Annotated in this window: 13 protein-coding genes; 7 read left to right on the top strand and 6 right to left on the bottom strand. The window is 69.3% G+C overall.

The window, feature by feature from the left end; all coding sequences use genetic code 11:
- Nucleotides 1–8 precede the first annotated feature (8 nt).
- From gmd to asnB, 6 genes are all read right to left on the bottom strand, one after another.
- On the bottom strand, nt 9–989 hold the full coding sequence (gmd, locus tag DPR14_RS02720) for a GDP-mannose 4,6-dehydratase (RefSeq protein ID WP_158043800.1): 981 nt from the start codon (nt 987–989) through the stop codon (nt 9–11).
- 230 nt (nt 990–1219) lie between these two features.
- Nucleotides 1220–4435, bottom strand: a complete 3216-nt coding sequence (locus tag DPR14_RS02715; RefSeq protein ID WP_158043799.1) for a glycosyltransferase family 4 protein — start codon at nt 4433–4435, stop codon at nt 1220–1222.
- A gap of 15 nt (nt 4436–4450) precedes the next feature.
- The gene (locus DPR14_RS02710) at nt 4451–5776 is read right to left on the bottom strand and encodes an FkbM family methyltransferase (RefSeq protein WP_158043798.1); all 1326 of its coding nucleotides are present in this window, start codon (nt 5774–5776) and stop codon (nt 4451–4453) included.
- A gap of 231 nt (nt 5777–6007) precedes the next feature.
- Complete coding sequence (locus DPR14_RS02705; RefSeq protein ID WP_158043797.1) at nt 6008–6862, bottom strand: glycosyltransferase family 4 protein; 855 nt, start codon at nt 6860–6862, stop codon at nt 6008–6010.
- A gap of 404 nt (nt 6863–7266) precedes the next feature.
- Nucleotides 7267–8478, bottom strand: coding sequence for a glycosyltransferase family 4 protein (locus DPR14_RS02700; RefSeq protein ID WP_158043796.1), 1212 nt, complete (start codon nt 8476–8478; stop codon nt 7267–7269).
- A 344-nt stretch (nt 8479–8822) separates the two neighbouring features.
- Complete coding sequence (gene asnB, locus DPR14_RS02695; RefSeq protein ID WP_192499233.1) at nt 8823–10850, bottom strand: asparagine synthase (glutamine-hydrolyzing); 2028 nt, start codon at nt 10848–10850, stop codon at nt 8823–8825.
- 244 nt (nt 10851–11094) lie between these two features.
- Between asnB and DPR14_RS02690 the strand changes: the two genes are divergently transcribed.
- From DPR14_RS02690 to lptE, 7 genes are all read left to right on the top strand, one after another.
- Nucleotides 11095–12456, top strand: a complete 1362-nt coding sequence (locus DPR14_RS02690) for a flippase (protein ID WP_158043794.1) — start codon at nt 11095–11097, stop codon at nt 12454–12456.
- Between the two features lie 123 nt (nt 12457–12579).
- Nucleotides 12580–13572 carry an NAD-dependent epimerase/dehydratase family protein gene (locus tag DPR14_RS02685; protein WP_158043793.1) on the top strand — a complete coding sequence of 331 codons (993 nt, stop codon included), beginning with the start codon at nt 12580–12582 and terminating at the stop codon, nt 13570–13572.
- A gap of 40 nt (nt 13573–13612) precedes the next feature.
- Nucleotides 13613–14617 carry an MraY family glycosyltransferase gene (locus DPR14_RS02680; protein WP_158043792.1) on the top strand — a complete coding sequence of 335 codons (1005 nt, stop codon included), beginning with the start codon at nt 13613–13615 and terminating at the stop codon, nt 14615–14617.
- On the top strand, nt 14614–15588 hold the full coding sequence (locus tag DPR14_RS02675) for an NAD-dependent epimerase/dehydratase family protein (protein ID WP_246148749.1): 975 nt from the start codon (nt 14614–14616) through the stop codon (nt 15586–15588). The genes DPR14_RS02680 and DPR14_RS02675 overlap by 4 nt, the downstream gene beginning before the upstream one ends.
- A gap of 4 nt (nt 15589–15592) precedes the next feature.
- On the top strand, nt 15593–17524 hold the full coding sequence (locus DPR14_RS02670) for a polysaccharide biosynthesis protein (RefSeq protein ID WP_158043791.1): 1932 nt from the start codon (nt 15593–15595) through the stop codon (nt 17522–17524).
- Nucleotides 17525–17567: 43 nt separating this feature from the next.
- Nucleotides 17568–18764 carry an O-antigen ligase family protein gene (locus DPR14_RS02665; RefSeq protein WP_158043790.1) on the top strand — a complete coding sequence of 399 codons (1197 nt, stop codon included), beginning with the start codon at nt 17568–17570 and terminating at the stop codon, nt 18762–18764.
- A gap of 118 nt (nt 18765–18882) precedes the next feature.
- Nucleotides 18883–19356: an LPS assembly lipoprotein LptE gene (gene lptE / locus DPR14_RS02660; protein ID WP_192499232.1), complete on the top strand. Its 474-nt coding sequence runs from the start codon at nt 18883–18885 to the stop codon at nt 19354–19356.
- Nucleotides 19357–19462 lie beyond the last annotated feature (106 nt).

The following is a 19462-nucleotide window of genomic DNA, read 5'->3' as shown; positions in this document are numbered from 1 at the left end:
GGTGCTTCCTACTTCATGTTCTGGCGGACACGTTGAAGGTCGACGTCCACCATTTCGCGGATCATCTCTTCAAGACCGATTTCCGGGATCCAGCCGAACTTTTCCCGAGCCTTCGTCGAGTCGCCCAGCAGGACATCGACCTCGGCCGGCCGGAACAGATCCGGGCAGATCGCGATATGATCGTCGGCCTTCAGGCCGACATGGTCAAAGGCAATGTTGCACATGTCGCGAACGGTCGTCGTGCGCCCGGTCGCGATCACGTAATCGTCGGGCACGTCCTGCTGAAGCATCAGCCACATGGCTCTGACATAATCCTTCGAATGCCCCCAGTCGCGCTTCGCGTCGATGTTGCCGAGCCGCAGCTCCTTCTCCAGGCCGAGCTTGATCCGGGCGACGCCGTCGGTGACCTTGCGGGTCACGAACTCGATCCCGCGCAGCGGGGATTCGTGGTTGAACAGGATGCCGCTGCTGGCGTGCAGGTCGAAGCTCTCGCGGTAATTGACCGTCATCCAGTGGGCGTACAGCTTGGCGGCGGCATAGGGCGAGCGCGGGTAGAACGGGGTCGTCTCATTCTGGACGGGCTCCTGGATCAACCCGTACATCTCGGACGAGGACGCCTGATAGAAGCGCGCGGTCGGGCACTCCAGGCGGACCGCCTCCAGGACGTTGGCCGCGCCCAGGCCGGTCACCGTGCCGGTCAGGAGGGGCTGCTGCCAGGACGACTTGACGAAAGACTGTGCCGCGAGGTTGTACACCTCGTCCGGCTTGACCTCCTTGAAGGTTCTGATCAGTCCGGACAGATCGGTGAGGTTTCCGTCGACGTACCTGATGTCCTTTTCGATTCCGAGCCACCGCAGGCGCGCATCCACCACTTCCGCCGAGCTGCTCCGCCGCAGCATGCCATAAACTTCATACCCCTTGGCGAGCAGAAGTTCAGACAGATAGGCCCCATCCTGTCCGGTAACGCCAGTAATCAACGCGCGCTTCATTATTTTTCCCCTTGCTCACAAAGGCATTGTCCGTGGGAGGCGTATAAACAATCCACATCGACGAAAACCAGCACGATCATTGTCCCGCGCTACGTTGGATGTTCTGTACGCCGGTCAATGTCATATTATCCACCCAATATCAAGTTGCATGGGCTGACCGGGTTCTAGCGGACGACGCCGATGCATCCGGCTTGCCCCGGCATCCGAATCGGCGGCTCGGGCGCGTCGCGTCAGGCACGTCGCGCCAAGCGCGCCGTCCCCCGCCCGCCGCCCCCCGCGACGGCCGTTCCTTCGGCTGAAGTCGGCTCCCGCCCATCGCCGTCCGCCGGAAGCCGCGGATCAAGCCGGGCCGGACTCCATGCCGCATCCCACCGGCCATGAAGGATGACGTCGACGAGTTGCTCGGCGGCCCGGGTCCAGGTCAGCCATGGCATCGCCGCCGTGTCCGGGACCTCGCCGCGCCGGTGGCGCTCGATCCAGGCGGACAGCGCCGCCGCGAAGTCATGCCCTTCCGTCCCGGAGAAATAGGTCGCATGGTCGCCGGCGATCTCCCGGAATACCGGGATGTCCCGCGCGACGATCCGCTGGCCGTGCTTGGCGGCTTCGATCAGCGGCAGCCCGAAGCCTTCGTCCTGCGACATGCCGAGCAGCGCGGTGCATTCCGCGTAGAGCGCGTTCAGATCGGCGTCCGAGGCCTTGTCCAGCCAGTGGAGCCGCTTGCCTGCCTCGGGGTGGCCGCGCATCCGGCCGGCCAGGTCGTCGACCATCCATCCCTGCTTGCCGACCAGCACGAGGTCGATGTCGGCGCCGGCGGCCCACAGCTCCTCGAAGGCGGCGAGGCACTGGTCATGCCCTTTCCTGGGCTCCACAGTGCCGACCACCAGGAACTTCAGGGTCGGCCGCTCCAGGAGCGATGCCACCGCGTCCGATACCGCACCCGCCCTGGTATCGATATCCGCGCCGAGATGGAAATGGCCGATTTTCAGCGGCGTCAATCGCTCGACATCCAGTTCCGGCAGGTGGTCCAGCAGCTGCTGCGCCACCGAGCGCGAGATGCAGACCAATCCGTCCGCTTCGCGGCAGATCGCCTGGAGCCATGTGCGGAACAGCGGGAAGGGCGGGAACCATTGGGGCCGCAGGACCGGAAGCAGGTCATAGACGACGTAGAAGACGCTGACGCCGCGGTGCCGCAGGCGACGGTTCAACTCCTGCCGTCCGGAGATCTGGTGCACCACCAGGTCCAGGCCCAGCAGCACGTCGCCCGGCCGGGTGTCGATCAGGTCGTCCCGGAGACCCTGGCCGGGCAGGCCGATCAGCTTTCCCGTCAGCGCGCGGGCGTAGCGGAAGCCCCCGGAGCCGTCGTCGAAGACCGGCTCGACGCGGAAGCCGGCCGGCGGGTTCTCCAGGAGCTTCAGGGTGATGTTCTTCGTGACCCGCTGGATGCCGGTGCCGGCATCGCGCTGCACCAGTTCCGACACGTCCACCAGGAGCTGGCGGACCGGAGTTGCCGGGGCAAGGTTCTCGGCGGCGCTGGCCAGCACCTTTTCCCAATCCTCGGGGCCGGGGGCGTCGGGGGTGGAGATCGCCATGACGTCGTCGGCCAGCCGGTCCAGGCGCGCCAGCCGGGAACTCTCCGCATGCTCTTCCAGCGCGTCGCGGTAGAGCCCGGCCATGCGGGCCGGGCTCCGGTCCGGATCGGCCCGGACGATCCCGGCGGCAGTTTCGACGATCGAGCCGAGGCACGGATACGTCGCCGCGACGGCTTCGGGGTCTTCCGCTCTCAGGCGCTCGATCACCGCCGTCCAGCCGTGGGAGCGGTAAAGCTCCGCGATCCAGGGATCGGGTTGCCCATCCGCCGGCCGCAGGCGCGAGAGCGCGCCGCCCAGGCGGTCGTCATGCAGCGCGACGGTGCCCGGCCACTGGCGAAGAAGTTCCGAAACCCAGGGATAGAGGTCGGCGTCGTCGCCCAGGTGATAGAGCACGCGGTCGTAACGCGCCCCGTTGCCGGCGAACCACGCGGCGGAGCGGATCGGCAGGCTGGACCGCGCGAAGCCGTCCTCGACCAGGTCCTGACGCACGACGCACTCGATGTCGTAGTACCGGGCCAGCTCCGGCAGGATCGCGCCGGCGTGGCTGGAAAACCGGTTCTCCTCCGGCTTCAGCGGACAGACGAAGGCCAGCCGGGGACGCCTCGGCATTGGCGCCCGCACGGCGGCCCGGGAGCTTTCGCGGCGCCGGTCATGCAACTCCTCGAACGCGTCGAGCGCCTTGCGCGCCGTGCTCTCCCAGCCGAACAGGCGGGCGCGGGCGAGGCCGTGCCGGCGCAGTTCCGCGAGGAAGCCTTCGTCGCCCAGGGTCCGCTCCATGGCGCCCGCAATGGCCTCGGGCGACCCGGCGTCGAACAGGGCGTCCCGGCGGCCGACCACCTCCGGCAGGCTGGTCGAATCCGACGCGATCACCGGAGCGCCGCAGGCCATCGCCTCCAGCGCCGGCAGGCCGAAGCCCTCGTGAAGCGACGGAAAGACAAAGAGACGGCAGATGCCGTAGAGCGCCAGCAGATCCTCGTCCGGAACGTAGCCGGTGATCACATAGTCGTCGTCGCGCAGGCCGGCGCGGCGGGCGGCGGCGTTCAGCCGCGCCAAGTTGTGGTCGTCGATCCGGCAGACGATCGCCAGCCGGTGGGCCCGCCGCACCGGCGGCGACAGTTTCCCATAAGCCGTGAACAGCCCTTCCACGTTCTTGTGCGGCTCGATGGTCGCCGTATACAGGACGAACGGCTTTTCCAGGCCGTAGCGCCGCCGTAACGCCGTTTCGTCGGCCGGCTTCACCGGGCGGAACATCGGGTCGACCGCGGAGGAGATCGACCGTACCCGGTCCTCCGGCAGGCCCAGCAGCTCGATACCCTCCCGCCGCGTATGGTCGGAGATCGCCAGCCACAGGTCGGCGCGCCGCAACGAGGCCAGCTTGCGCTCGTACCAGTCGGCCACCGCAGGGTTGGCCAGGTAGACGTCGCGCCGGACCAGCGGGATCAGGTCGTACAGGGTGACCGCCGTCGGCATGTCGGCGGCGACCTCCCCGATTGAAGTGGTGACATCGTCGCCCAGCCCCTCGAACAGGCTCGAGACGTGCAGGATGTCCGGCCGCAGCGACTCCAGGAACCGCTCGCGCAGCCGCTCCGCGGCGCGAGCGCGCCAGCGGCTGTCCCCGGTAACGGACCCGACGCCGCCGGGCTGGGACCAGGTCACGATCCGCTCCGCGGGGACGGCTCCGTCCAGGTCGGCGCGGACCGCGTCGACCGTGTCGGGCAGCGCCCCGTTCAGGGCGACGATGATCTCGTGGTCCGTCGCCAGCTTCGCCAGATGTCGGGCCAGGGCCAGGGAATAGCGCCCGATGCCGCGGACGCGGCTCGGCGATTGGCGGGATTGCAGGTCCAGGACGATACGCATGGTGGCTTCTTCCGGTCAGCGCGCGCGCGCAAGGGCGCGTCGGAAAGCGGTTTCGACGATGACTTCCGCCGGGGACGGGCTTCGGGAGACGATTGCGGGGCCGGAGCCGTCCGGCCGGCGCGGTTGCGGGATGTCGGCCACGGCGGTCGCCGACACCCCCGAGGGCGGTGCCACGAGGGAGCGGACCTTGCGCTCCAGCGCCGGGCTCCGCGCCAGCACGGCCACCGCGGCGCGCTTGATCATGGGTTGGCGCGCCGTCCAGTGGACGGCACGGCCGACCAGGGATTTCGCCGGCTTCACCCCTCCCGGGATACCCATGGCCCTGGCACCGGACGCCAACGCCGCCCTGATCCCGCGGATCCGCGCCGTGATGCGCCAGGAGGAACCGGCCGGCTTGGCGTCCAGGTGCAGCTTGGCCATGGCCGACGCGTGCTCCAGCTCGGCCACCCGGCGCCTCAGCTCGCCCAGGCGTGTTTCCAGCTCCAGCCGGCGCGCCGCCTCCTCCGCCCGCCGGGCGGCTTCGCCGACCTGGCCGGCTTCGGCCCGGGTCTTCCATTCCTCGACCCGGGCTTTCAGGATCTCGATCTCGCCCCTGTGGGCCTCCTGCTCCTCCCGCAGTCTGGCGTCGAGCAGGTTCGCCCTGTCGTGCGCCTGGCGGTCGCCGATCCGCATCCAGTCGTCGAAGACGTTGGGCGGGCTCTGGAAGGAGCGGGACAAGCCGGAATGCTCGTCCGCCACGTAGAAGCGGTTGAGTCCGTCGAAATAGACGAAGGAATAACCCCTTTCCTTCAGCCTGGGATCCCAGGATGCATGGGTCTGCACTTGGCTCAGGACCTCCGTGGCCTCGACGACGATGATCCAGGGCCGGACCTCCTCCAGGGAAAGCCCCCGCAGGACCGAATCCTCCAGTCCCTCGACGTCGATCTTGAGGAAATGGACGTCGCCGCCGACATGCTTCCTGAACACCTCGTCCAGCGTCTCGACCACGACGCTGCGCTTCACGACGGGATAGCCCGCCGCGCGGTGGTTCTCGGCGACTTCCGGGCTCATCGTGGAAAGGCCGGTGCCTGGCACCTCGTGGAACTCGACGAACCCGGTCCGGTCGGCGATGGCGATCGGCAGGTTGATGTCGCGCGGTCGCGCCGCCAGCAACTGCTGGTGGAAGTCCAGGACCGGCTCGATGTTGATGCCCCGCCAGCCGCGCTCGTAGAAGGCGCGGGTGACGGAATGCTCGTCCGGGCTGTTGGCACCGACATCGACGTAGAAGCCCTGCGCGATCCCGCGCAAAGCGCGGAACAGCATGATGTCTTCGTAATTCTGGGCGTAGGAGATGAAGGTCATCGTGTCGGGATCTCGCGTTTGGAATGCGCACGGGCGACGACGGCAAGCGGGTGGACCGGGGTGATGCGCCGCTGCCGGGGTCCCTCAAGGCAGGGGCGCCGCTCCGCGGGGCAGACCATGGCATTCAAATCCCCCGCCCCGACCCGGTCCCCGATCCATAGGAAAGCCGGGCCGGCAGCGGCGTCAGGCCGGCGAAGTCGGACACCGCGTCGCACCATCGAGGGGCCGCCCCTAGACCTCTGCGCCAACCTCCGCGCCGGTCAGCAGCAATGTGCGCAGGGTTCCGGCATAGGCCTCGGCCGAACAGAACCGGCGGATCGTCGCGGTGGCGGCCGTCCCCATCCGGGCGCAGGCGTCGGGACTTTCCGCCAGCAGGCTGAGTTGCCGGGCGGCGTGCTCCACCGACGCCTCTGCCCAGAGCTGGTCGGCGTAGTGGTAGCTCCCCTGGGGGTCGCGTGCCGGCACCAGCCAATAGGAGACCGGGCGGGAATTCTCGAAATCCATGAAATCCGTATTGCCCGACCAGTTCGTGGCGACGACCGGCACGCCGTGCCCCATCGCCTCCGCGAGCGGCAGGCCGAACCCTTCGGACCGGTGCAGCAGCATCACGGCGTCGCTACCGGCGATCAGCGCGTCCAGTTCCGTCCGGTCCAGCGTGCTGTCGAGGATGCTGACGCGCGGATCGCCGTCGATCGCCTCGACCAGTTGGCCGCGGCCGGCCGGATAGGCCGAGACATGGTGCGTCTTCAGGATCAGCCGCGCCCCGGCAACCCCTCCGAAGGCCAGCTTGAACGCCTGGACCGCCGCCACCGGGTTCTTTCGGGTGAAGCCGGACGCCATGTTGAACGGCGTCAGCACCGTGAAGGGCGCGCCGGCCTGCCCGCCTGCCGGCCGCGTGCGGCCCGGCGCCGCGACCGGATGGGCCACGATCCGCACCGGACGGTCGGTATGCCGCCGGAACGCGTCGGCGGTGAACCGGCTGGGAACCCAGATCTCGTGGACATGGGACAGGGCGGCGATCCAGTCGGCGGGAAGATCGGGCAGTTCCCAGGCAAAATAGCCGATGATCCGCTTGGCCTTGACCACCCCCTCCCCAGCATCAGGAGGGCGAGCGGCGCCAAGGGCGCGGTGACGTGCAGGATCACGGTGCCGGGTCCGGGCCCGACCGCGGCGCCGAGATCGATCGGCTCCGCCGGATCGCCGCCGAGCATGACCGGGCTGACGTCGAATCCCCTTACGTCCAGCCCTTGTGCGCGGAGCGCGCGCATGCAGAGCCGCGCACCCTCGCCAAGGCCCGTGGCACTGGAGACCGGTCCCACCACGACGACAGGCTCGGCCGGCGGCGGGCCGGGCATCCGGGCGCCGGGGGCGGCCAGCCGGGTGGTGCCGAACAGCAGCGACCGGCGCAGTCCGGGCGGCAGGCTCCGCCACAGCGAACCTGCGGCGTTACGGGGCGATACCGTCATCGGGAGTGATGCCGCCATGGTCCGTCAGCGCACCTGCCGGCGGAGCGGCAGGCGGCTTTCCGGCGCGGGCCCCGGAGCCGCGCTGTAACGCGGCGCCGGCTGGGCCGACGGGATCGAGCCGAGCAGGAAACGGGAGATCCGGTCGCCGGCTTCCGACCAGCGGTCCTCGGCGTTCCTGGAGATGCTCTGGACGCAGCGGTGATAGAGGGCGGGGTCGTCGAGCAACCGGCCGATCGAGACCGCCAGGGCCTCCCCGCTGATGCCGGTGGCGATCAGGCCGTTGACGCCGGGGACGATCTGCTCGACCAGCGCGCCGGTCGGCGTGCCGACCACCGGCAGACCGGCGGCCTCGGCCAGGACCAGGACGCCGGACTGGCTGGCCTCGCGATAGGGCAGGATGATCAGGTCGGCTTCCTCAAGGATGGCCGGAAGCTCCTCCTCCGCGATGTAGCGGTTCTCCACGGTCACGTCGGCCAGCCCTTCCAGGGCGGCCCGGTAGGGCGAAAGGTCGCCGTCGCCATAGATGGCCAGGCTGAGGTCGGGATACGTGGTCTTCAGCCGGCCGTAGGCGTCGAGCAGCAGGTCCAGCCCCTTGTAGGCGATGATCCGGCCGAAGAAGAGCAGCCGCCGGGGCGCCCTGGCCTCGCCGGCCGGCCGGCAGATCCTCCCGGCGTCGGTGAACTGGTTGAACGGACCGCAGGGGGCCACGGCGATCCGGTCGATCGCGGTGCCATGGCGGGTGCGCAGGACACTGCCGACATGGTCGCTCAGCACCACGTAGCCGTCGGCCTGGCGGATTTCCCAGTCCAGCCACCACTGGTACGGCAGGAAGCGCTCGCCCGGATGGAGCGCCGCGTCATGGATCGTCACGACGTAGCGGGCGCCCACCCGGCGGATGACCGGCAGCATGAACGGGTTCCACAGGTGCTGCATGGTGCACAGGACGAGGTCGATCTCGTGCTTTTCAAGATAGTCCTGAAAGCGGCGCCTGATTCCCGGCACGCGCGACAGGGCCATGACCGCGGATCCGACGTCGCAGTAGGTGTCCACATCGAGCCCCGGGAGGCCCAGCTCCTTCATCTCGCGGTAAAGATCGCAGTTGCGGGAAATCGACAAGTGCAGGTTGAATTCGTCTCGCCTAGACAGTTCACGTGCAACTTCCAAGCAATAATGGGCTCCACCGCCTCGCCTGCCCCAATACCAGAGGAGAAGGTTCTGCTTCCGGCCGTCGGGCATGTTTCGCTTGTCAGTGCCGACCACTCAATCAGGCCCTCTTCTCGTCGCTTACGGGGCTGGCCACGCACATTAGACCTGCTCGATGCCTGTCCGTCCGGAGCAGGCTCGTCTCGTAAACAAAACATTCGAGCAGTTGGCATCGTCACCATAGCTAACGAGCGCACCCAACTCCGTCAATAATCAAACAGGCTTAATCTAAGTGCCCTGGCAGGTCGTCGTAATAATGACAAAGGCAATATGCCTTTTCGGTTAGGCGCGGACATCATACGCGGCAGCCCGTTCGGATTAGAAAAACGGGACGGAATACTTGAACCTTCCGAGGAATCTCTGTTCCTAGTTTCCGATCATCCGACCGCCGCCGCTGTCGGGTGCGGCCGCGTTTCCGGGCCGGCCTCCCCAAGCACCCCCAGGTCGGGATCGCGGTCGAGCCAGCGCCGCCGCCATGCCTGGTACATCAGGACGCTCCAAAGCCTGTCCCGATGGTCGTGCGTGCCCGCCAAGTGCTCCGCCCAGCGGCGGCGGACCGGCCCGGGGTCGAGCACGCCGTCCTCCGCCAGCCGCCGTTCGTCCAGCAGATCCTCCGCCCAGTCGCGCAGGGGGCCGCGCAGCCAGCCGTCGAGCGGGACGCTGAAGCCCATCTTGGGCCGTTCCACCAATTCCCGGGGGACATGGCGGTAGAGCACCTGGCGGAGCAGCCACTTGCCCTGCCCGTCGCGCACCTTGAGCGAGGCCGGCAGGAGGGCGGCGAACTCGACCACGCGGTGGTCGAGCAGCGGCACGCGCGCCTCCAGCCCGACCGCCATGCTGGCGCGGTCCACCTTCGCCAGGATATCGTCCGGAAGGTAGGTCACCGTGTCCAGGAACTGCATGCGCCGGAGGAAGTCGGGGATCTCCCCGGCGACCGAGCCGTCCCACAGGACGCCGTGCGGCTCCTCAGCCCCCCTGACGATCTCCGCGGGGTCCCAGTGGGACAGCAGGCCGCGATAGACCTCGTCCGGTCCCGACGCCGCCAGCAGCGCCGCCAGCTTGTGCATCCGCTCGCCGGCGCGGCCGGGCCGGATCCTGCCGGGGAGCAGCCCGAAGCCGCGGTCCCAGGCGCTCTCCGGCGGCGCCGACAAGGCCGATGCCGCGAATCCGCGCAGGCCGCGCGGAAGACGGTCCAGCCGCCGGCGCGCCGCATCCGCCCAGAAGTAGCGGTGATAGCCCGCGAACAGCTCGTCGCCGCCGTCGCCCGACAGCGCCACGGTGACGTGGCGGCGGGTCATTTCGGAGACCAGGTAGGTCGGTATCTGGGAACTGTCCGCGAAAGGCTCGTCGAACAGGTCAGGCAGCCGCGGAATCACGTCGCGGGCATGGTCGCGGCCGACATAGAGCTCGGTATGGTCGGTGCCCAGGTGGCATGCCACCGCCTTCGCGTGGACCGCCTCGTCATAGCCCGCCACGTCGAACCCGATCGAGAAGGTCCGCACCGGCCGGCCGCTCCGGGCCTGCATCAGCGCCGCCACCGTCGAGCTGTCGACCCCGCCGGAGAGAAAGGCGCCGAGCGGCACGTCCGCGACCATCTGCCTGCCGACGGCGTCGCCCAGCAGCGCCTCCAGCTCGGCCGTCGCCGACGCCGGGTCGAGGTCGCGCGGCGGAACCCCGGCCACCGCCCGCATGTCCCAGTAACGCTCGGTCCGGGGCTCCGTCCCCGGTTCCCAGGTCAGCATCGAGCCGGGGGGAAGCTTGGCCACGCCGCGGTAGATCGTGTGCGGCCCGGGAACGTAGCTGAAGCGCAGGTATGACGCCAGCGCGCCGCGGTCCAGGCCGGGCGACCAGCCGGGATGCACGCGCAGCGCCTTCAGTTCGGACGCGAACATGACCCCGCCGGCCGCAGCACCGGAGCCCTCGCCCCGGCCGTCGGCCCCCACCCGGCCCCAGTAGAGCGGCTTGACTCCGAGGTGGTCGCGGACCAGCGTCAGGCGCCGGACGGACTTGTCCCACAGGGCGAAGGCGAAGATGCCGATCAGCCGGCGCACCGTCCGCCCGACGCCCCAGGCGGCGCAGGCCTCGACCAGCACCTCGGTGTCGGACTGGCCGCGCAGGCGCAGCCCGCCGGCTTCCAGGTCGGCGCGCAGCTCCCGGTAGTTGTAGATCTCGCCGTTGAAGGTCAGCACCAGCCGGCCGTCGGCCGATTCCATCGGCTGGCGTCCCAGGGGCGACAGGTCGACGATCGCGAGCCGCCGGTGGCCGAACGCGACGCCCGCGGCTTCGTCGGCCCAGACGCCGTCGCCGTCCGGGCCGCGGTGGGCCAGCGCGTCCGCCATCGCGCGCACCAGGGATTCCGGCGCCCGGCGGCCGGAAGGTTCGACGAAACCACAGATGCCACACACCGGAACCGATCCCCCGCCTGACTGTCCGTGATCACGATGGTTCAAGAAGAACGCCGGGATCTCGAATAGAAGCCCGCGCCCGTCCGGGGCAAGCGCAATCATCGGTAAGCGGGACCACCTTATGGGTAACGATGGAAAAGGCGCCCAGCCGCATTGACTTCCCCCTCCGCGCGACAGCATTCTCCGCCGCGTAAGCTTCCGGCAGCGGCACGGGTCCCGGTTTTCGCAGGTTTCGGTTATCGCGGTGGCATTTCGACTTCCTGTTCTGATCACGCGAAACCCGGCGTTCCTGCGGCTGGCCCGGGGTGGCGGCAGCGTCATGGCGCTGAACGTCGCGGGCATGGCCCAGGCCCTGGTGCTCCAGATCGTGCTCGCCCGCCTGCTGGGCCACGAAGGCTACGGGCACTTCGCCTACGCCATGGCCTGGATCAACATCCTGGTCTATGTCGCGGTGATGGGTCACGACATGCTGATGATGCGCAGCGTCGCGGCGCACCGGGCGCGGCAGGAGTGGGCTCTGCTCGCCGGGGTCCTGCGCCATGCCGCCGGCCTGGTCGGCGGCCTCAGCATCGCGATCTCGGCGCTCGGCGCGGTTCTGATATCCCTCCAGCCGGGGATCCCGGCGGAGCTCGGCGCCACCTTCCTGGCCGGTTTCGTGGTGCTGCCCCTGCTCGCCATGCTGAGGCTCAATGCCGCCGTCCTGTACGGACAGGGGCAGGTGGTGCTGGGCACCGCGCCGGAACGACTCATGCGCGACGCCGTCGTGCTGCTCCTGGTGGGTGCCGCGACCGGTCTCTCGGTGGCGCTGACGCCGCCCGCCGTCATGGGTTTCGTGGCGCTGGGCGGGGCGAGCGCGCTCACCCTGATCCTGTACCTGCGCGGGCGCCTCGCGGTGCTGCCCGCCTCCGCGCCGCGCGCCGTCTTCCGGCGGCGCGACTGGATCGCCTCAGCGTTCGTCCTGGGGCTTACCGGCGGCAGCCAACTATTGCTTCAACGCAGCGACGTGCTGATGATCGGCTGGCTGATGACGGCCGCCGACGCCGGCGTCTACGTGATCGCCTGCAACGTGGCGGAACTGGTGCTGTTCCCGTACCTGGCGGTCGGCGCGATCGTCGGCCCGACGTTCGCCGCCCACTACGCCCGGGGCGAGCGGACCGAACTGGCCGCCTTCATGCGGACGACCACCCTGATGACGCTCGCCGGATCACTGGTCATCGGCGTTCCCCTGATCGTACTCGCTCCCTGGATCCTCGGCCTGTTCGGGTCGGAATTCGTCGACGGCGCCGCCGCCGCCCGTATCCTGATGGTCGGCATCTGCCTGCGCACCGTGATCGGCCCGAGCCACCTGATGCTGACCATGACCGGGCACGAGCAGCAGGCGATGCGGGCGCTCGGCTGCGCCGCCGTGGCCAACGTCGCCCTGAACCTGGTCATGATCCCGGCCTTCGGGATCGAGGGCGCCGCCGCCATGACCACCCTGTCGCTGCTCGGCAGCCAGATCGCCATGGCGGTCATGGCCTGGCAGCGGGTCGGCATCCCGCCGCCGCTCCTGCCGCGCCGCCTGCTGCCCGCACTCGCGCCGCGCGACGCCGGAACGCGCGGCTGAGCCGATTCGGAGGAAGCTCGACCCGCACGGTCCCGATTCGGAAGGGCTATGACCGAGTTGCGCTGGCACTACCGGGTGGGCTGGGTCATAAAGCGGCCGTACTGAACTCGACCGAGGTCCTGGATGACGATCTTTCTCACCGGTGTCGCCGGCTTCATCGGCTCACATGTCGCCGAGGCTTTGCTGGCCCGCGGCGACCAGGTGGTCGGCATCGACAACATGAACGACTACTACAGCGTGGACCTCAAGCGCGCGCGGCTCGAGCGGCTGGCCCGCCGGACCGGCTTCACCTTCATCCAGGCCGACGTGTCCGACCGGGAGGCGGTCGGCGCGGCGCTGAAGCGGGCGGGGTCGTCCGGACCGGTCGCCGGCATCGTCCACCTCGCGGCGCAGGCGGGCGTACGTTACTCGCTGGAGAACCCGTACGCCTATGCGGACGCCAACGTGGTCGGCCAGGTGGTCATGCTGGAGGCGGCCCGGAACCTGGATTCCCTTGAACACTTCGTCTACGCCAGCTCCTCCTCGGTCTACGGCGCCAATACCAAGCTGCCCTTCTCGATCGACGATCCGGTGGACCATCCGGTATCGCTGTACGCCGCGACCAAGCGCGCGGGCGAGCTGATCGCCTACAGCTTCAGCCACATCCACAAGCTGCCGGCGACCGGGCTCCGGTTCTTCACGGTCTACGGCCCCTGGGGCCGGCCGGACATGGCGGCCTACCTGTTCTGCGACGCGATCATGGCCGGCAGGCCGATTCGGGTGTTCAACGAAGGCCGCATGGAGCGCGACTTCACCTATGTCGACGACATAGTGGCGGGCATCGTCGCCGCGCTGGGGCATCCGCCCGCTCCCGACGAGCGCGGCGTACGCTCCATGCTCTACAACCTGGGCAATCACCGGTCGGAGAGTCTGCTCCGCTTCATCGAGGTGATCGAACAGGCGCTGGGCCGCACCGCTCTCAAGAACCTGGAGCCGATGCAGACCGGCGACGTGCCCGCGACCTACGCCGACATCGACGCGACCCGGCGCGATCTCGGCTTCGAGCCCACTATTCCGATCGAAGTGGGTATTCCCCGGTTCGTGGCGTGGTACAAGGACTATCACGGCATCGCATGATCGCCTTTCACACGCTGGGGCGTCCCGCCCGGATTTCTCGATGACCGATGCCATTGGCCTGTTCGAAACCGCCCTGCTCGCCGGCACCGCCGCCCTGTCCTACATGGCGACCGGCATGATGGTGCAGTACCTGCGCCGGAACGCGATCCTCGATCTCCCCAACGAGCGCAGCAGCCACACCGTGCCGACGCCGCGCGGCGGCGGCTGGGGCATCATGGCGACCCTGCTGCCCGCCTTCGCGCTGATCGGCTGGATAGTCGGTTCCTTCGACCGCATAGGACCGGTGCTGGCCGGTGCCGCCGGGCTGATCGCCGTCTCCTGGATGGACGACCGGCGCAGCCGTCCCGCCCTGTTCCGGCTGGCCGCGCAGATCGCGGCGGTGGCCGTCGGGCTGACGGCGCTGCCCGGCCACGACCTGGTCTTCCAGGGCTGGCTGCCCCTGTGGGCGGACCGGCTGGCGGCGGGCTTCTGCTGGCTCTGGTTCGTCAACCTGTTCAACTTCATGGACGGGATCGACGGGCTGGCGGGCGGCGAGGCCGCCTCGATCGGCGCTGGGCTGGCGCTGGTCTCGGTGACGGCGGGGCTGGGGGTCGTGCCGCTCTGGCTGGCGCTTTCGACGGTCGGGGCGGCGCTGGGTTTCCTCGGCTGGAACTGGCATCCCGCCCGGGTCTTCATGGGCGACGTGGGGAGCGTTCCGCTGGGCTACCTGCTGGGCTGGCTCCTGCTCGGCGCCGCCGGGGCGGGCGAATGGGCCGCCGCCCTGCTGGTCCCGCTCTATTTCCTGGCGGACGCCACCTTCACGCTGCTGCGCCGCCTGGCGGCGGGCAAGAGGATCTGGCAGCCCCACCGGGAGCACATCTACCAGCGCGCGGTCCAGGCCGGCCGCAGCCACTCCGGCGTCGTGCTGTGGGTTCTCGCGGCCAATGCCGGCCTGGTCGCCCTGGCCGCCGCGTCGGTGACCGTGGGCTGGGTGGCGCTGGTGCCCGGCGCCCTGATCGTGCTGGCCCTGTTCGCCCTGCTGCCCCGTACGGCCGGGAGGGCATGATGCGCATCCTGGTGACCGGAGCGACCGGCTTCGTCGCATCCTCGCTGATTCCGATCCTGGCCGGCCGGGGCCATCATGTCCGCGCCGCTGTCCGCCGTCCCGGCGCCCACCCCGCTCCCGACACGGTTGCGGTGGGCGACATCGGCCCGGAGACCGACTGGACCGGCGCCCTCGCCGGGATCGACGCGGTCGTCCATCTCGCGGCCCGGGTCCACCAGGCGGAGGAGGAGGGCGATCCCGCCGCCGCACTCGCCCTGCACCGGCGGGTCAACGCCGAGGGCACGCGCCGGCTGGCGGAAGCCGCGGCGGCAGCCGGGGCACGCCGCATGGTGCTGGTCAGCACGATCAAGGCGGTGACCGAGAACGGCGCCGAGGAGCTTGTGACGGACACGACCCCGCCCCGGCCGGCCTCCCCCTACGGCATCTCCAAGCTGGAAGCGGAACAGGCGCTGGAGACGGTCTCCGCGCGCACCGGGCTGGAGCAGGTCGTGATCAGGCCCCCGCTGGTCTACGGCCCCGGCGTCGGGGCCAATTTCCGGCGGCTGCTGACGCTTTGCCGCCGTGCTCCGCCGCTGCCGCTCGGCGCGATCCGCAACCGGCGCAGCCTGATCTTCGTCGACAACCTGGCCGGCGCCATCGCGCTCTGCGCGGAGCACCGGGGCGCTCCCGGCCACCGCTTCCTGGTCCACGACGGCACGGTGCTGTCGACGCCCGACCTGATCCGCGCCATCGCCCGCGCCCTGGGGCGGCCGGCGCGCCTGTTCGACGTCCCGCCGTCCCTGCTGCGAACCGCGCTCAACCTGATCGGACGCGGCGACGCCTTCGACCGGCTGGCGGCATCCCTCGAACTGGACGACCGGGCCATTCGCGGAACCCTGGGCTGGCAACCGTTTTGGTCGCAGGAAGACGCCTTGCGCGTCACCGCGGAATGGTTCAATGCTTCGGCCGGTCCAAAGAGCAGCGCGCGTTGACCTGATGAAACTCGATCGAGCCGGCCTCGCTTACCTGCACGACCTCCTGATGACGGCCATGGCTTTCGTCGCGGCGTTCTACCTGCGCGTGGGCGACGAGCTGTTCGGGTTCCATTTCGAAGGCCTGCTGGAGGGCCTCGTGGTGGTGGTGGTGACGGCGGCCATCACCTACCGCCTGCTGGGATTGTACCGCGGGATATGGCGCTACGCGTCGGCACCGGACCTGATCCTGGTGACCAAGGCAGCCACCGTCGTTTCGGTCGTGTCCGTCCTTCTGCTGTTCCTGCTGACCCGGCTGGACACGATCCCGCGCTCGATCCCGGTGATCCAGTGGTTCGTGCTCCTGTTCCTGCTCGGCGCGCCGCGCTTCGGCTACCGCCTGTTCAAGGACCGGCGGCTGGCCCTGTCCGACTTCTCCGGCGGCGAGCACCGGGTGCAGGTGCTGCTGGTCGGCGCCGAGGACGGCGCGGACCAGCTGATCCGCGCGCTCTCCCAAACACCCCAGTCGGCGTACCGCGTGGTCGGCGTGGTGGACGATAAGGGCGGCCGGATCGGCCGGGAAATCCGCGGCGTGCCAGTGCTGGGCGGCGTGGGCGACCTGCCGACGGTGGTCGATTCCCTGCACCGGCGCGGCGTGAAGCCGCAGAGGCTGATCGTCACCAAGCCGGAAACGGACCATGACGCCGACCTGATCCGCCGGCTGCTCGACCTCGCCGAACCGCTGGGCCTGTCGCTCAGCCGGCTGCCGAGCCTGACCGAGTTCAAGGACGCCCTGGGCGAAGGCAAGATCGAGCTTCGGCCGATCGCGGTGGAGGACCTGCTGGGGCGGCCCCAGACGGTGCTGGACCGCAGCGCCATCGAGGGCCTGATCGCCGGACGGCGGGTGCTGGTCACCGGCGCCGGCGGCACGATCGGCAGCGAGCTGACGCGCCAGATCGCGGCACTGGGCCCGGCCGAGCTGACCATGGTCGATGCCGGCGAATTCAACCTCTACACGATCGACGGAGAGATCCGCGGGCGGTACGGCGGGCTGGCCTGCCGCAGCGTGATCACCGACGTGCGCGACCGCGCCCGCGTGCTCCGGCTGTTCCAGGATACCCGGCCCGACCTGGTGTTCCACGCCGCGGCCCTGAAGCACGTGCCCCTGGTCGAGGCCAACCCGGAGGAGGGCGTGCTGACCAACGCGATCGGAACGCGCAACGTCGCCGACGCGGCGCGGACCGTCGGCACCCGGGCCATGGTCCTGATCTCCACCGACAAGGCGATCAACCCGAGCAGCGTGATGGGCGCCACCAAACGCGCCGCCGAGTCCTATTGCCAGGCGCTCGACCTGCTGCCGGGGTCGGACGGGCCCGGCACCCGCTTCATGACCGTCCGGTTCGGCAACGTGCTGGGCTCCAGCGGCTCCGTGGTCCCGCTGTTCCAGCGCCAGCTCGCGGCGGGCGGCCCGCTGACCGTCACCCATCCGGAGATGCGGCGATACTTCATGACCGTGCGCGAGGCGGTCGAGCTGGTGCTCCAGGCATCGGCCTACGGCTCGGCCCATCCCCAGGGCCGCGGGCGGATCTTCGTGCTCGACATGGGCGAGCCGGTGAAGATCGTCGATCTGGCCCGCAACATGATCCGGCTGGTCGGGCTTCGCCCGGACAAGGACATCAGGATCGAATTCACCGGGCTGCGGCCGGGCGAGAAGCTGTTCGAGGAACTGCTGTCCGAGGGCGAGACGCCGACGCGCACCAGCGCCGACGGAGTGTTCCAGGCGTCGCCCCGCGTGATCGAACACGCGGTGATCAACCGGCTGCTGAACGAGCTGGAGCTTGCCGCGCGGGCGACCGACGGGACCAGGACCCTGACCACCCTGCGCACCCTGGTCCCGGATTACCGGCCCGAGGATGCCGCGGCGGAGTCCCGGCGCCGGGAACTGGGCTCCGACTGACATGAACCAGCAAGAGTGAACGGCCCAGAATGAGCCAGCCGACATGACGGGGCCGGCCGTCCCGGCGCGCTTCGCGGCCGCATGCCTGATCATCCTTCTGCTCGCCCCCCTGATCGCGGTGACGGTGCCGCGCGGGCTGGCCCCGCTGATGATCGCCGGCTCTGTCTTCGGCATCCTGCTCCATCGCCTGGACACCGGCCGCTGGCCGGTCCCGCCGGTCCGGTGGATGGTGATCCTGGGCGGGTTCCTGGCCTACGGTGCCCTGACCTCGGTCTGGAGCATCCGGCCGGGGCAAAGCCTCAAACAGGCCTGGGAACTGAGCTACGCGCTGATACCCGCCCTGCTGCTGGCGGTCGCCGCCACGCGGACGCCGCCGCTGGACGAGCGCCGCGCCGGCCTGCTCGTGGCGGCCTACGCCGCAGCGGTGATCCTGCTGATGCTGGACCTGCTGCACGGCCTGCCGGTCTACCAGCTGATGCGCGGCGGCCTGCCGCCCGACCCGGAGCTCTACGGATCGCTGATCAACCGGAACATGGTCGCCATGGCGGCCCTGTGCTGGCCGGTCTGCCAGGTGTTCTGGCTGCGCCGCCAGCGGGCCGCGACCGCCCTGCTGCCGGTCGGCATGATCGTCCTGGTGACAGGCGGGGAAAGCGAGTCGGCGATGGCCGGGCTGCTGGTCGGCCTGGTGACCCTGGCGGTCGCGACGGCGGTTCCGACCCTCACAAGGCACCTCCTGGGAATCGGAGTCGTCGTCACCTTCTTCGCGACCATTCCGGCCATGGAATATCTCTACGGGCTGGATCTGATCGACCGCGGCGACCTGCCCTTTTCGTTCCTTCACCGGATCGAAATCTGGCACTATGCGTCCAACCTGGTGTTCGAGCGACCTCTGCTCGGCTGGGGGCTTGATTCATCCCGTTCGCTGGCGGAGAACGTGTTCGTGGACCGGGGCGGCTACAGCTTTCCGGTGCTGCCGCTCCACCCGCACAATGCCATCCTTCAGGTTTGGCTGGAGCTTGGATTCGTCGGAGTCTGCTTCGGCATCGCCGCCGGACTGACGATCCTGCGCGACATCGGTACCCTGCCGCGCGACAGCCAGCCGATCGCGCTCGCCGCCTTCGCCGGCATGCTCGCCATGATCTCGGTAGCCTACGGCATCTGGCAGGTCTGGTGGCTGGGCGCGCTGTTCCTGTCGATGCTGGCGATCCACGTGCTTGCGCGCCAGCACCGAGTTGGATAGCTTCGACGGGGCTGATCGCGCCGGCCGCATCAGTTCTCCGAGGTCCAGTGAATTCACCAGGTGGCAGATGCTGTCGAACAAGACAAACCCGCTTCACAGGTGGGGCGCTTTGCTCTGCATGCTGCTGCTGCCAGCCTGCGGATACCAGCCGCTCCACGGCGGCGGCACTCCGTCCGCACAGCAACTGCCGCTCGTCCAGGTCAACAACATCCCGAACCGCCTGGGACAGCAGCTCCGCAATAGCCTGATCGACCGATTCTACCGCGACGGCCGCCCGGTGTCCCCGGAATACACCCTCGACGTCGTCCTGAACCCAACGGTGGTCAAGCTGGGCATCGCGGTGGACGACAGCGCCACCCGCGCCGAACTGAACGTGCTGGCGGCCTATACGCTGCGCAACGCCCAAGGCGTCGCCGTCCTGTCGGGCATCACCAGCTCCGTCAGCAACTTCAACATCCTGCGCAGCCAGTACGCGACCCTGATCGGTGAACAGGACGCCTACGACCGCAGCGTGGCCCAGCTGAGCGAAGACATCACCCGCCGGCTGTCGCTGTTCTTCAACCGCGAGCCGTTGACGGCTTCGGCCTCCTAGCGGCTGGCCGGATCGGGGGCCTCCCGGGGAGGGTGAGCGTCCCGCTCACCTCGGGCGGCGAGACGCCGCTCCTCCGCAAGGAACAGCGTCCTTGCCGGCCGGCGCC

This window comes from Skermanella pratensis (genome assembly GCF_008843145.1).
GTDB lineage: Bacteria > Pseudomonadota > Alphaproteobacteria > Azospirillales > Azospirillaceae > Skermanella > Skermanella pratensis.
The sequence above is the reverse complement of the archived record's forward strand: the minus strand, read 5'-3'. Positions and strand labels throughout refer to the sequence as shown.

What these genes read in the sequence shown, in the direction of transcription:
- DPR14_RS02685 (WP_158043793.1), top strand. Translation starts at nt 12,580, where the DNA reads ATGACGATCTTTCTCACCGGTGTCGCCGGCTTCATCGGCTCACATGTC.
- lptE (WP_192499232.1), top strand. Translation starts at nt 18,883, where the DNA reads ATGCTGCTGCTGCCAGCCTGCGGATACCAGCCGCTCCACGGCGGCGGC.
- DPR14_RS02665 (WP_158043790.1), top strand. Translation starts at nt 17,568, where the DNA reads ATGACGGGGCCGGCCGTCCCGGCGCGCTTCGCGGCCGCATGCCTGATC.
- DPR14_RS02700 (WP_158043796.1), bottom strand. Translation starts at nt 8,478, where the DNA reads ATGCCCGACGGCCGGAAGCAGAACCTTCTCCTCTGGTATTGGGGCAGG.
- DPR14_RS02710 (WP_158043798.1), bottom strand. Translation starts at nt 5,776, where the DNA reads ATGACCTTCATCTCCTACGCCCAGAATTACGAAGACATCATGCTGTTC.
- DPR14_RS02675 (WP_246148749.1), top strand. Translation starts at nt 14,614, where the DNA reads ATGATGCGCATCCTGGTGACCGGAGCGACCGGCTTCGTCGCATCCTCG.
- DPR14_RS02670 (WP_158043791.1), top strand. Translation starts at nt 15,593, where the DNA reads ATGAAACTCGATCGAGCCGGCCTCGCTTACCTGCACGACCTCCTGATG.
- DPR14_RS02680 (WP_158043792.1), top strand. Translation starts at nt 13,613, where the DNA reads ATGACCGATGCCATTGGCCTGTTCGAAACCGCCCTGCTCGCCGGCACC.
- DPR14_RS02715 (WP_158043799.1), bottom strand. Translation starts at nt 4,435, where the DNA reads ATGCGTATCGTCCTGGACCTGCAATCCCGCCAATCGCCGAGCCGCGTC.
- gmd (WP_158043800.1), bottom strand. Translation starts at nt 989, where the DNA reads ATGAAGCGCGCGTTGATTACTGGCGTTACCGGACAGGATGGGGCCTAT.